Source organism: Amphritea sp. 1_MG-2023 (genome assembly GCF_030547545.1).
Classification (GTDB): Bacteria; Pseudomonadota; Gammaproteobacteria; order Pseudomonadales; family Balneatricaceae; genus Amphritea.
The window spans coordinates 14,010-27,586 of record NZ_JAUOQE010000001.1 but is presented as its reverse complement, the minus strand read 5'-3'; the positions used below and the strand labels follow the sequence as shown (position 1 = coordinate 27,586).

The window sequence follows — 13,577 nt, the reverse complement described above, 5'->3', positions numbered from 1 at the left end:
GTCAGGGCTTAAATTGAACCATCCATCGGCGGGATGATTGGCTAGATAAGCCTAGCGAATCTTATCAGAGCGTGTGAGGCGCTATGCAAGCCGCAGATGCTGGATTGATAATAACCTTCTATATTGAGATCAGTACTATAAAAGGGGGTGGTATTCTGTTCCGCCTAGTATCATATTATAAGTATATTGGTTTGGCTGGCGGGGAGGATGAATGAAACTGAGTTGTCCGTTCGGGTCATTGAAATGCCGTTTGGTATTGTTGATGCTTTTGGTGGCATTGCCCGGTTTTTTAGCCGTGTTCATTCATGTACATCAACAGCGGGAATCGGCGATTAACTTTAGCCGTAATCAGGCTCAATTTGTTGTGCAACACTCGCTTCAGCATCAACATCATCTGGTTGAGAGTACCCGTCAATATCTTGAGCTACTGGCGAATTATCCATTGGTTAAAAAACCTTCGGATCCCGCTTGTTCTGAGTATCTGTCACACCTGCTGCGATTTAATAATGACTTTGTGAACTTGGGGGTGCCCAATAAGAACGGGCAGCTTTTGTGTAACGCTTTACCGTTGGATAAACCGGTCTCGGTGGCAGACAGAGGCTACTTTCAACGTGCGCTAGAGCATCGCAGCTTTGCGATCGGTGAGTATCAACTAGACCGCGCTGCAGATATTGTGAGTATTAACTTCGCTTACCCAGTGATCGCCGATGACGGGCATGTTGCTGGCGCCGTTGTTGCCGTAGTGTCGCTCAATTGGTGGAATCAATATCTGGCTGAATCGGGGTTACCGGATAATGCCGTCGCGTATATTTATGATGCTAGTGGCGAAGTGATTGCTCGTTATCCGTCGGACTCGCGTCAATCTGGTGGTTTAGCTGAGCGGCATGATCAGCGCTTTGAGGTATCGGATAGCTCCTCGTCAAGCGCTGGAGAACAGGTTACCGCTAGCTTTATCCATAAGGGTTTAGACGATATCCATCGTGTTTATTTTACTGCCGATCTCTATAAGACACCGGCGGGTAGAACGATTTCAATGAGTGTAGGGGTGCCGATTGAGGCGGAGATAAGCGCCGCTAATCGACAACTTTATGTCAGCTTGCTGTTATTGATCGGTTTAATGGTGGGGGTGCTGATCATTGCGATCAATGGGCTGAGAGTCAGTATTCTCAGGCCGCTAGCTCAGCTGACTGAGGCGACTCGGTTACTGTCTGAAGGCCGCTTTACGCTAGCTTCTGTGCCTCAGGCGGCACCTGAAATAATACAGCTACATGCTCAGTTTCAGGATATGGCAGGTAAACGCCTCGATGCTGAACAACAGGTTTTGGAGAAAAATGAGGTACTGAACTCTGTGTTTAATGCCTTACCCGACCTTTACTTCAGGCTTAATGAAGACGGCATTATTCTGGATTACAAAGCGGATGTGGAATCTGATCTATACCTCTCTCCAGACGCTTTTCTTAACCGATCGATAATCGATGTGATGCCTGCTTCGGTTGGGTTTAATGAATATAAGCATCAACTGAAGAATCGCAATGGCTCGGTGATCTGGGAATATCGCTTGGATTTTTCCGGTGATGAAAAATATTTTGAAGCCCGCATGAGCCGGATTGCTGGTTTTAATCAGTTTATTGTGGTGGTGCGCAATATCACGGCTAAAAAGCATGCGGAGGAATCACTCGAGTTATCAGCCACGGTATTTAAGTCGATGAGTGAAAGTATTCTGGTCACTGATGCCAATGGCGTGATTTTGGATGCTAACCCAGCGTTCACTAAGATAACGGGGTATCGTCTGGATGACGTTATCGGTCAAACCCCGGCAATACTCAAATCGGGCTATCATGATGCTGCGTTCTACGCATCATTTTGGCAACAACTGACGGACACTGGCACCTGGGAAGGCGAGATTTATAATCAACGTAAAAATGGTGAGGTATTTCCTGAATGGCTAACCATCAATACGGTTTACGATAATGAGAATACGCCGGTTCGCCGTATCGCCATGTTTATTGACTTTACCGAGAAAAAACGCGCTGAAGAAGTGATTTGGCATCAGGCGCATAAGGATACTCTCACCGGTTTGCCCAACCGCAAGTTATTGTCCGATCGAATCTTACAAGAACTTGAACATACCGATCGCAGTGGCTTACCCACCGCCGTGCTGTTTCTCGATCTAGATCTGTTCAAAGAGATAAATGATACGCTAGGGCATGTGATGGGCGATCAGTTGCTGGTGCAAGTGGCGGATCGGCTGATCAAATGTGTTCGTTCGATGGATACGGTAGCGCGACAGGGCGGTGACGAATTTACTATTTTGCTCAGTCAGGTGAAGAATATGCATGTCGTGGATACTATCTGCGATGAACTGCTACATCAACTTGCTTTACCTTTTCAGCTAGGAGAAGAAACGGCGTATATTACCGCCAGCATTGGTATTACGTTTTATCCTGACGATGCGACCAATGCCGATGATTTAATCAAGTCTGCTGATCAGGCGATGTATGCCGCCAAGCAGAGTGGTCGTAACCGCTATCAGTATTTTACCCAACAGATGCAGCAGCAGGCGATTGATCGTCGGCAGTTAATTTCCGATCTCCGCCAAGGGATATCTGAGCATCAGTTTGTGCTTTATTATCAACCGATAGTGCAGATGAGCGATCGCTCCGTCCAGAAAGCTGAGGCGCTACTGCGTTGGCCTCACCCAGAGAAAGGCATGATCATGCCGGATGACTTTATTCCCGTTGCAGAAGAGACGAGGCTGATCATATCGATTGGTCGTTGGGTACTTGAAGAGGCATCGAAGGCGGTGCTGATGTTGCGAGATAGATATCATCCAGCGTTTCAAGTGAGTGTGAACATCTCACCGGTACAATTCGAAAGTTTAGATAGCAATATATCGTCTTGGCTCGAGCAGCTTGGCGCGATGGCGTTATCTGGGGACTCGATCGTTGCTGAAATCACCGAAGGGATGATGATGAGCGATGCGGCAGAAATTCGTGAGAAGATGATTGCTTTTGAGGCCGCAGGGGTGCAGGTGGCGTTAGATGATTTTGGTACCGGTTATTCGAGTCTGGCCTATATCAGTGAGTACGATATCGATTACCTGAAAATTGATCGCTATTTTGTTAAAAACCTGTCGCTCTCGTCGGATGCCTACACACTGTGTAAAGCCATTATAGTCATGGCGCATAACTTAGGCATTAAAGTGATTGCCGAGGGAATTGAGACCGAACAACAGCATCGTTTGTTACTGGAACTGGGGTGTGATTTGGGTCAAGGCTACCTATATTCAAAGCCGTTGACACTGGGGGATTTTGAACAGTTGCTGTACGATCAACTGACGGCAAATGAATAGTGGCTGTGTGTTGCGCTGAAAAAAAAAGAACATCAACCTTACTCGAGCTGGGGCTGATGTCCTCAAAAACGGTAACGTCGAGATGCCCCGACGTTGGCACGCTTTAGCCTAGAGCGGCTAACCGAGCCGGCTTAACCGAACATATCTTCTGCGGTTTCTCGTAGTACATTGACTAAGCGATCGATATGGTTGGCTTGAACGGTTAATGGTGGTGAAAAGGCCACGATATTACCCATCGTGCGCACCATCACGCCGCGATTGTAACAGCCTTTTTGGAAGTCCAAACCGATGGCCCCGTTGGCGGCTACCGAGGCATCAAACTGTACCGCACCGACTAAGCCGTAGTTACGCACATCAATCACTTTGGGGGCATCTTTTAAGCTATGCAATGCATTTTCAAAGTGAGTGCCGATTTCGCCGCTGGCGCGAGTTAACAAGCCCTCTTGCTCATAAATATCCAGCGTTGCTAGACCCGCAGCACAGGCAACAGGGTGAGCCGAATAGGTGTAGCCATGATAAAACTCGATTCCACCGACGGCGACGTTATTGACGATTTGATCGTGGATTTCATCTTTAACAAATACGGCACCCAAGGGAATGACACCGTTGGTGATTCCTTTTGCTGAGGTGATCATGTCAGGAACTACATCAAACTCTTCAGAGGCAAAGGCTGAGCCTAAACGTCCCCAGCCGGTAATGACTTCATCAAAGATCAGCAGAATATCGTGTTGATCACAGATTTCACGCATCCGCTTTAGATAGCCTTGTGGCGGCATAATCACACCACCGGCACCGCTCATCGGTTCGATAATCACGGCGGCAATGCTGTCAGCACCGTGGAAATGTATCAGCTGTTCCAACGCTTCCGCTTTATCGATGCCCTGTTCGGGTAAGCCTTTGCTGAAGGCGTTATTAGCGATATCCAGAGTATGTGGCAGGTGATCTGTGGGTAACAATGGACCAAAGCCAACTCGGTTTGGAGTCAACCCGCCAACCGAGATACCACCGAAGTTAACACCGTGGTAAGCCAGTTCGCGACCGAGAAACTTAGTTTTGCCACCCTTGCCGCGGGATTTCTGATATTGCAGCGCAATTTTTAGCGCCGATTCAACGGCTTCTGAACCCGAGTTGGCAAAGAACACCTTATTCAGGGGGGCGGGGGTATGTTTAATCAGACGATTAGCAAACTCAAAACCGATCTCATGGCCAAAGTTGAACGGTGAGGCATAATCGAGATCGCGTAATTGCTGACTAACCGCATCGGCGATTTCGTTACGCCCGTGGCCGGCATTGACACACCAAAGGCCTGCCGTGGCATCGAGAATTTCTTGGCCTTCAGTGGTGTAGTACATCACACCTTCGGCGCGCTCAATCAAGCGAGGCTGATTTTTAAAGTCCCGGTTAGCCGTAAATGGCATCCAGAACGCATCCATATTAATGTTTGTGCTCATGAGAAAACCCTATCTAGGTGATGAGTAATGGTTGGAGGCTAACGTTCGCTTAGTGGCGTGCGTTTTTATCCGCCATAGGGCATCGATGAGTGAGCATCAGAACCCAATATTAGCGTCTAACTTAATGGCCTTATGGCGACATAGTAGCGTCAGTGTTAAAGTCTTATAAATAACAAACATTGAATACTTACTTTTATCTTTATCAAACTTAATATGTGGAAAGAGTGGATGGTCAACAAAGCGCTGCAAAGTATGGGTAAGGTGGGGGATTTTGAGATCCGTTTACTGAGAGTCTTTAAAACGGTGGTTGAGTGTGGTGGCTTTTCTGCCGCCGAGGTGGAGTTGAATATCAGTCGTTCAACGATCTCAGTACATATGTCAAACCTTGAAGGCCGTCTTAAGCTTAAGCTCTGTCAGCGGGGGCGGTCTGGCTTCGCCCTCACGGAAGAGGGGTTAACGATCTATAACGCGACCCGTCAGCTATTTTCTCGTTTAGCGGAGTTTCGTTCGACAGTCAACGCGTTACATCAGCAGATGACCGGTGAAGTACGTATTTTAACCTCAGATACCATTAGTCTGGATGAGCGTTGCGGTTTGGATCGGGTGCTGGCTGAATTCGCCGCACTGGCACCGGATGTCTATATTAGTTTTGATACCGCGCCCCTCGGTGAGATTGAGCGTCGAGTGATTAATGGCGATGCCGATGTTGGTTTTATACCTCATCATCGTGATATAGAGGGGCTGGACTTTCTCTTGATGTATCAAGATAAATCATTGCTCTATTGTGGTGATCGTCATCCGTTGTTTGATGAGCAAGACGAGCAACAACTGAATCACGCCTTAAAACAAGCGAAGCTCGTTCATGCGGGAGTATTGACTAACCCCGAGGCGAGTCAGCAGTTGCAGGAGATGAATAAAGCGGCCGAAGCCTATTATTATGAAACGCGGGCCACCATGATTCTGTCGGGTGTCTATGTGGGGTTTCTGGCGGAAAAGTTCGCTCAGCAGTGGGTCGCGCAAGGACGCATGCGAGCATTATTGCCTGCCAGCCGTTTTTATAATTTACAGGTGGCGGCGATTAGCCGCCGCTCTGGGCCGTTAAATAAGCCCAGAGATCTGTTTATGGAGCTGCTCAATCAGCATATTCATGGCAGCCCATGAGTCGATGGCCTCTTGCCTATCATACCTCCCTTAGCCTTTTAGCCACTCTTGAAGCTGCCGAATCAGCCAGTCAGGCTGATCGTGAGGCAGGTCATGCCCCGCCTTCGGATGTTGGCGGTGAGGCATACGCCAAGCGCTGGCGAGTTGTTCCGAACAGCGAGGGTTAACCAGTTTATCGTTCTCGCTACTGAGTAATAGCACCGGCTTTTTCGGTGGATAGGGCTGAGTGCCGCATTGCATCGCGAGTTGCAGCTGTCGCCGGACATTACTGAAACTGAGGGGGTATTCCAACTGATACATCTGCCAGAAAGAGAGTATTTCTTGTTGCGCATGGGGCGACTCGCAGGTGAGATCAAAGAGGGCCTTCTCTCGCGAATAGCCGGTGCTGAGCATGGCGCGTATTAATTTGGGCCATGCACCGGGCTGCAGCCGTAAAGGCAAGCTGCTATCGAGAGATAGGCTGCTGTTGAGCAAGACAACGCCGCGTAAGTCATCTGGGTATTCCTGCATCCAGTGGTAGGCAATCATACCGCCGAGGGACAGGCCGAGAAGGTACACCGGTTGTTCTGGTCGGTGACGACGGTGCAGATCGTTGATTAGTTCGTTAATCGAGGTCGGGCAGGGGTGACGGTAACGTTTTCCGTTGCCCGGTAAATCGATACAGCTAACCTGAGTGTTGGGTAAATGCTTCTGCATCTGTTCTGGAAATGCGCCCCAATGCCGGCTTTCACGGCATAGGCCTCGCAGTAATAGCCACTGTTGTTTAGCCATAACAGTCTTGTTTCACCTCCACTTAATACAGGGTAGATTCCTTGGTGCTAAGGCTTATCGGCGCCATGCTTGTGAATAGCGAGATCTCGTTTGCCTGCTTGCATTGTCGCGTTACACCTCAGTGAAAGTGTAGTCGTAAAAATACCGAGGAGAAAAGGGTAATATGGCTATTTTGTTGTGCGCTTATCGAGGGCTAACGTGGCTGATGAACATCAATGATGGGGTTAATCTGGACATAAAAAAGAGGGCCGCAGCCCTCTTAGATGTCAAACCGATAGCTAGCTTTATCGTTGTTTAGCAAAGTATTCCCGTGTCAACTTAAAGACAACCGGGCTGAGCAGCGCCAGCGCAATCAGGTTAGGAATCGCCATCATGGCATTGAGCGTGTCGGCTAACAGCCAGACGAAATCGAGGCTGACTCCCGCCCCTAATGGCACGGCAATAATCCACAAAATGCGGTAGGGTGTAATAGCCTTGAGGCCAAACAGAAACTCAACGCAACGCTCACCGTAGAAAGACCAGCCAATGATAGTGGTGAACGCAAAGATCGCTAGCGAGATCGCAATGAGATAATTTCCGAAGCCGGGCAGCGCATGAGAAAAGGCTGCTGAGGTGAGTGCTGCGCCAGAAACCCCTGAGGTCCACTCGCCGGACGTGATGATGACTAAGCCGGTAATTGAACAGATGATAATGGTATCGATAAAGGTGCCCAGCATGGCCACCAAACCCTGACGAACGGGATCTTTTGTTTGTGCCGCGGCATGTGCGATAGGCGCTGAGCCAAGGCCCGCTTCGTTAGAGAAAATACCGCGCGCCACACCAAAGCGGATCGCCATCCAGATAGCCGCACCGGCAAAACCACCTTCGGCCGCACTTTCAGTAAAGGCATAGGTAAAGATAAGATTTAAAGCGGCGGGAATCGCATCGGCATTGATGGCTAGAACCACGAGGCCAGCCACCAGGTAGGCGATCGCCATAATTGGCACTAGGGCACCCGCAACGCTACCGATCCGCTTGATACCACCGATCAGTACGGCGCCAACGAGAACCATCAAAATAACACCGGTCAGCCAAACATTCAGGCCGAAGTTGGATTGAATAACGTCGGCAACGGAGTTCGATTGTACGGTGTTACCGATACCAAAAGCGGCGATGGCACCAAAAATCGCAAAGGCGCTGCCGAGCCAAGCCCACTTAGCCCCTAAGCCGTTTTTGATATAGTACATCGGGCCACCCACATGGTTACCCGCATCATCTACCTCTCGGTATTTAACCGCCAATACGGCTTCTGCGTATTTGGTGGCCATCCCCACCAATGCTGTACACCACATCCAGAACAGCGCACCGGGACCGCCAAGAAAAACTGCGGTGGCCACCCCGGCAATATTACCGGTGCCCACGGTGGCTGATAGCGCCGTCATGAGGGCTTGATAAGGGGGGATTTCACCTTCACTGGCTGCATCACCTTCTGCCGAACGTCCACTCCAGAGTAGTTTAAAGCCGGTACCCAGTTTTAAAATTGGCATGAGTTTCAGACCCAACATCAGAAACAGGCCAACGCCTAAGATTAGTACCAGCATCATCGGTCCCCAAACGATACCGTTGATTGTGCTGATTACCGAAGAAATAGCTTCCATATGAACTCCATCATTATTGTAATGTTCCAACTGACCGACTCTCGAGAGGGCCTTTCGATTGGTTATGTGGCCGTTTTGTGACGGCTGTATTATGGTGACGATGAATAAAATCACGGTTATTGATTAAGTCACCGTGTTTGATCTCCAGCGTCAATGTTGCGGCGGTTCTACGCCGCAGCGCGATATCGGTCAAATAAGCGATCTGACCGATATCTGTTCAGGCCAAGTGAGTGGTTAGCCTGAGTAATCGTTTTAAGTGGCGAGTTGAGCGCCACGTTGTTGAAATTTTTGCATCTCTTCAGGTGGTACAAATAAGCCACCGGTGGTCCACAGCAGATGGGTGGCTTGTGACATCAAAGGCTGTAATTGTTGCTGTTGTTGATAACGGTAGCCTTCGGGAGTATTGGTTAACCAGTTAGGCCCAGAAAACCCTGCTGCCGCGGAGGGTTCGATGGCCAAGCCTTCACTCTGATACAGCTGATATAGGTGAATAAATAACGCCTCATCGGTGACGGTAAACACGCCGCTGAGAATGGTCTCCATCATCGAGCAGACCCAGCCGGAAGCCATGCTGACCGCAAGTCCATCGGCTTCAGTGGTGACGTTGAGGCCGAGCTGATAGACAGATTCAGGATGTCGCTTATCCTCCGCCTGCATGCCGAGTAGAACGCAAGGCGCTTCCACCGGTTCAGCAAAGAAACAGTGCACAGCGGCACCAAATACCTGCTTGAGGCCAAAGGTAATGCCGCCGGGAGCACCGCCAACTCCGCAGGGAAGATAGACGCATAAAGGATGTTCGGTATCGACGCGAATTTGCTGCTCGGCTAACTGTTGCTCTAAGCGAAGCGCGGCCACCGCATAACCGAGAAACAGGCGTGACGAGTTTTCATCATCCACAAAGTAACTGTTTGGGTCGGCCTGAGAGGCGCGCCGGCCTGCTTCGACAGCGGCACTGTAATCATCACGGTGTTCAATGACGTGCACGCCGCGATCACGTAGGCGCTGTTTTTTCCACTGTTTAGCCTCCACTGACATATGTACCACCGCTTTAAATCCTAGGGCTGCACTGATAATGCCGATGCTTAAACCGAGGTTGCCAGTACTGCTGACGGCAATCTCATAGCGATTGAAGATCGCCTTGGCTTGAGGGCTGAGTAGGGTGAGATAATCATCTTCTGTGCTATGAATCAGTTGATGTTGCAGTGCCAGCTGTTCGGCATGACAGAGGACTTCATGGATGCCGCCACGGGCCTTGATTGATCCGGCAACCGGTAACGCATGATCGCCCTTGATCATTAGTTTACCTAATAAATCAGGATAATACTGTTGTTGCAGCTCGGTGACCTGATGCAGTTCGGATTCAATGATGCCTTGATTGGCTATAAGTTCAGGGAAGAGTTGCTGCAAGAGTGGCGCAAAGCGTCTTAAACGTTGATCGGCTTGCTCAATGTCGAGTCGACTGAGTTCAGTTTGAGGCTGATTAGGCGCGCTTTGGTAGTCGGGATTCAACCAAAACATCGGCTGACCGGCGCTGAGTGATTTTGTTAGTGCTGTATCAATAAGGTGGCTCATAGCTAGCTCTATATTAATCACGCTGCATATTATTATGTTTATATCGCACAGTGAGGCTATTCTCTAGTCAAAGGGATGACTAAACAAACGATCATTTCTATTGTATAGTTTAGTTTGACTAAACTAATCTTATCGAAGATGAAAGTATTTTTATGCATATCAATAGTCAAATTCTGGCGGCTATGCGCACGTTTGAAGCCGCTGCGCGATTGCATAGTTTCAGTCAGGCCGCTAGCGAACTGGCGATTACCCCAGGTGCCGTGAGTCAGCAGATTAAAAACTTAGAACAGCAGATAGGCGTGCCGCTATTTACCCGCAAGACTCGACAAGTTGAGTTAACCATTCAGGGGTTGCAGCTGTATGAATCCGCTAGGCCGGCATTACTCAGTCTGGAAAGCTGCTTGAATCGGATCAAACGCCCTGACCCTGAGGGCAGTGTCCGGCTTCGCTCGATTCCCTCGTTGGTGTTTAAATGGTTAATTCCGCGATTGGGCGGTTTTCAGAAGCGCTATCCCGATATCCGTATCGAGACGATTGCCGAAGGCAGCTTGTTGGATCTGAATAAGCGCGATTTTGATATCGCCATCGATTATGGCGTGGGCCATTACCCCGGCTTAGGTTATTCACGCATGAAAGGTGAAAACTTGTTTCCGGTGGTCAGCCCTGAGTTTTTTAGTGATATCGATTGGCATGCGCCTGGGGTACTGAATCGCGTGCCGCTGTTGCATGACAGTGCGCCGTGGGCGAATGCAAAGCCCGATGCCGAGTGGCGTTATTGGTTGCAAGTCAGTGGTATCGAGGGGATTGAGACGGATCGTGGGCATTATTTCAATCGCGGCGATATGGCGATTAAGGCTGCTGAATCGGGGCTAGGGATAGCCATTGCGCGAGAATCGCTATTAACCGATGAGATTATTCGTGGCCGGCTATTTGCGCCTTATCCTAAACAGACCTGCCGTTGTAGCTATTATCTGGTTTATGAACACGGTGCGCTCAATAACCCGGGGATTAAAGCCGTACACGATTGGTTGATAGAGATTGGTGGTCAGCCAGGCTGAACCACCGACGCTGTTATTCGACTAAGGCGGCTAACTTAACCTAACCGAGCGACATAGACTCATGTTAGCCTCTTGGCTGCACTGGGTTGATCGGTAGGTTAAGCGATTCTTTAACTTCTTCCATAACGATATAACTTTTCGAGTTTTTAACCCCCGGTAGGGTTAGCAGCATCTCGCCGAGTAGCGCTCGGTATTCTGACATATCGGCAATCCGTGCTTTGATGAGGAAGTCGGCATCACCGGATACCAGATGGCATTCGAGTACATAGGGCAGCGATACCACCGCTTTATTAAACTTGAGGAAGGCATCGGGAGACTGATAGGAGAGGGATATTTCGACAAACACCAGCATACCGTAACCCATCGCATGCGGATCAATACGGGCATAGTAGCCCTGAATCAGTCCATCTTTTTCCAATCTTTTTACTCGTTCCATGCAGGGCGTAGTGCTGAGGCCAACAATATCCGCCAGATCAACATAACTGATACGACCATTTTCCTGCAGGGTTTTTAGGATATTGAGATCAATCTTATCCAGTTTACGTTTTTGTTGACTGTTCATAGTGTCACTTTGCTCTTAAACCTCTAAGGAGGTAAAAATTTTTATTAAGCTACATTTATAGGGTGATTTATTTGAAAATATTTTAAATACAAAAAAATAATCTGTCAAATATACAATACACTAGTTAAATAGTTTGTTGGTGATAAGTATAAAAATGGATAGGTATCTTTCATGAAAATTTTGATTTTGGGTAGTGGCGTCATTGGCGTAACCAGCGCTTGGTATCTCGCCAAACAGGGTCATCAGGTTACCGTCATTGATCGGCAGAATGGTCCGGCGATGGAAACCAGCTTTGGTAATGCGGGTCAGATCTCGCCGGGTTATTCAGCCCCTTGGGCAGCCCCCGGCGTACCACTCAAAGCGATTAAGTGGATGATGCAGGATCTCGCTCCGCTGATGATCAACCCCAAGGTCAATGCAAACACGCTGAAGTGGATGACCAAAATGCTGGCCAACTGCACAGAATCGTCTTATCACACTAATAAAGCCCGCATGATGCGCTTAGCTGAGTATAGCCGTGATTGCTTCAAAGATCTGCGTTCTGAGATCGGTATTAATTATGAGGGGCGAGCTAACGGTACATTACAACTGTTTCGTACTCAGAAGCAAGTGGATGCGGCGGCTAAAGATATCGCGGTATTGGAAGAGTGTGGGGTTCAGTATGAAGTGCTCGACCGGCAAGGTTGTGTTGCTCGTGAACCCGCGTTGGCGCATGTTCAAGAGAAGATTGTCGGTGGTTTGCGATTGCCGGGCGATGAAACCGGTGATTGTTTCAAATTTACCAATGCCTTGGCCGATGAGTGTAAGAAGCTAGGGGTTGAGTTTAAGTTTGATACCGAAATCGAAGGTTTGATTAGCGATGATAAGGCTATTGTCGGGGTTAAAACGAATCAGGGTATTTTGACCGCCGACCGTTATCTAATGTGCTTAGGTAGCTATAGCACACTGTTACTGGCCAATGTGGGCGTGGCGATACCGGTTTATCCGATCAAAGGTTATTCACTTACACTGCCGATTATTGACGAATCCAGAGCGCCTGTTTCTACCATCATGGATGAAACCTATAAGGTGGCTGTGACTCGTTTTGATGATCGCATCCGTGTCGGCGGTACGGCAGAAATTACCTCCTATGATGTTTCGTTACAGGAGAAACGTCGCAAAAATGTTGAGTTTACCGTTGGGGATCTATTTCCTGGAGGAGGTGATCTGGCCAATGCTGAATTCTGGACCGGTTTACGGCCGATGACGCCCGATGGTACACCGGTACTCGGTGGTACACGTTACCCGAATCTGTATCTAAATACCGGACATGGCACCTTGGGGTGGACCATGTCGCTGGGCTCCGGCAAGTTTGTGGCGGATGTTATCGGTGGGCAGCAGCCGGATATTGATCCCGAGGGACTATCGGCGGCTCGTTACGGACACAAGTAACGCACTCTTTTTTGAGCACAGAGGTTTTTATGCACCCCCTCAGTAGTTGATTATCTCTCTGTGCTCAGTTTTTTTTACAGGCTATAATCGGCCGCTTCGGTTTGGCAAAGCCTGCGACTAAGGCCGATTGATTAGACCGTTGGTCGATTACATTATTTATTACTGGAATTTATATTATGACAACTAAGACCATTATCGCGACTGAAAACGCACCTTCTGCTATCGGCACATATTCTCAGGCGGTTAAAGTAGACAAGACTGTCTATATCTCGGGTCAGATACCGTTGATGCCGGCTACGATGGAAATGGTAACCGAATCTTTTGAAGCTCAGGCTGTGCAGGTATTTGATAACCTGAAAGCGGTTGCAGAAGCGGCTGGTGGTTCGATGAACGATCTAGTTAAAGTGACTATCTTGTTAACCGACTTGGCAAACTTCGCCACCGTCAATGATGTGATGGCGCGTTACTTTGAGCAGCCATACCCAGCACGGGCTGCTTATGCGGTTAAAGCATTGCCAAAAGATGCAGATATCGAAGTTGAAGCCGTGATGGTTGTTGCTTAAACAAGCAGCGTAAGCATCG

Annotated in this window: 10 protein-coding genes; 5 read left to right on the top strand and 5 right to left on the bottom strand. The window is 48.8% G+C overall.

The window, feature by feature from the left end; translation table 11 throughout:
• Positions 1–211: 211 nt before the first annotated feature.
• Complete coding sequence (locus Q4488_RS00105) at positions 212–3,352, top strand: EAL domain-containing protein (RefSeq protein WP_303578409.1); 3,141 nt, start codon at positions 212–214, stop codon at positions 3,350–3,352.
• Between the two features lie 131 nt (positions 3,353–3,483).
• Here the strand turns inward: Q4488_RS00105 and Q4488_RS00100 are convergent, their stop codons facing one another.
• Positions 3,484–4,803 carry an aminotransferase class III-fold pyridoxal phosphate-dependent enzyme gene (locus Q4488_RS00100; protein ID WP_303578408.1) on the bottom strand — a complete coding sequence of 440 codons (1,320 nt, stop codon included), beginning with the start codon at positions 4,801–4,803 and terminating at the stop codon, positions 3,484–3,486.
• Positions 4,804–5,031: 228 nt separating this feature from the next.
• On the opposite strand from Q4488_RS00100, the gene Q4488_RS00095 reads away from it, so the two are divergent.
• Entirely contained in the window at positions 5,032–5,964 is a 933-nt protein-coding gene (locus tag Q4488_RS00095; protein ID WP_303578407.1) for a LysR family transcriptional regulator, read from the top strand.
• A gap of 30 nt (positions 5,965–5,994) precedes the next feature.
• On the opposite strand, the gene Q4488_RS00090 is transcribed toward Q4488_RS00095, so the two are convergent.
• The 3 genes from Q4488_RS00090 to Q4488_RS00080 all read right to left on the bottom strand — a co-directional run bounded on the left by Q4488_RS00090 (position 5,995) and on the right by Q4488_RS00080 (position 9,944).
• Positions 5,995–6,735, bottom strand: a complete 741-nt coding sequence (locus Q4488_RS00090; protein ID WP_303578406.1) for an alpha/beta fold hydrolase — start codon at positions 6,733–6,735, stop codon at positions 5,995–5,997.
• A gap of 284 nt (positions 6,736–7,019) precedes the next feature.
• Entirely contained in the window at positions 7,020–8,372 is a 1,353-nt protein-coding gene (locus Q4488_RS00085) for a sodium:alanine symporter family protein (protein ID WP_303578405.1), read from the bottom strand.
• Positions 8,373–8,624: 252 nt separating this feature from the next.
• Entirely contained in the window at positions 8,625–9,944 is a 1,320-nt protein-coding gene (locus Q4488_RS00080; protein ID WP_303578404.1) for a D-serine ammonia-lyase, read from the bottom strand.
• Between the two features lie 152 nt (positions 9,945–10,096).
• On the opposite strand from Q4488_RS00080, the gene Q4488_RS00075 reads away from it, so the two are divergent.
• Positions 10,097–11,002 (top strand): LysR substrate-binding domain-containing protein, encoded by a 906-nt coding sequence (locus tag Q4488_RS00075; protein ID WP_303578403.1) that lies wholly within the window; start codon positions 10,097–10,099, stop codon positions 11,000–11,002.
• A gap of 64 nt (positions 11,003–11,066) precedes the next feature.
• On the opposite strand, the gene Q4488_RS00070 is transcribed toward Q4488_RS00075, so the two are convergent.
• Positions 11,067–11,564 carry an Lrp/AsnC ligand binding domain-containing protein gene (locus Q4488_RS00070; protein ID WP_303578402.1) on the bottom strand — a complete coding sequence of 166 codons (498 nt, stop codon included), beginning with the start codon at positions 11,562–11,564 and terminating at the stop codon, positions 11,067–11,069.
• A gap of 171 nt (positions 11,565–11,735) precedes the next feature.
• Here Q4488_RS00070 and Q4488_RS00065 point away from each other — a divergent pair, with 171 nt between their 5' ends.
• Both Q4488_RS00065 and Q4488_RS00060 read left to right on the top strand, forming a co-directional pair.
• Positions 11,736–12,995 carry a D-amino acid dehydrogenase gene (locus tag Q4488_RS00065; protein ID WP_303578401.1) on the top strand — a complete coding sequence of 420 codons (1,260 nt, stop codon included), beginning with the start codon at positions 11,736–11,738 and terminating at the stop codon, positions 12,993–12,995.
• A 176-nt stretch (positions 12,996–13,171) separates the two neighbouring features.
• On the top strand, positions 13,172–13,558 hold the full coding sequence (locus tag Q4488_RS00060) for a RidA family protein (protein ID WP_303578400.1): 387 nt from the start codon (positions 13,172–13,174) through the stop codon (positions 13,556–13,558).
• Positions 13,559–13,577: the final 19 nt, after the last annotated feature.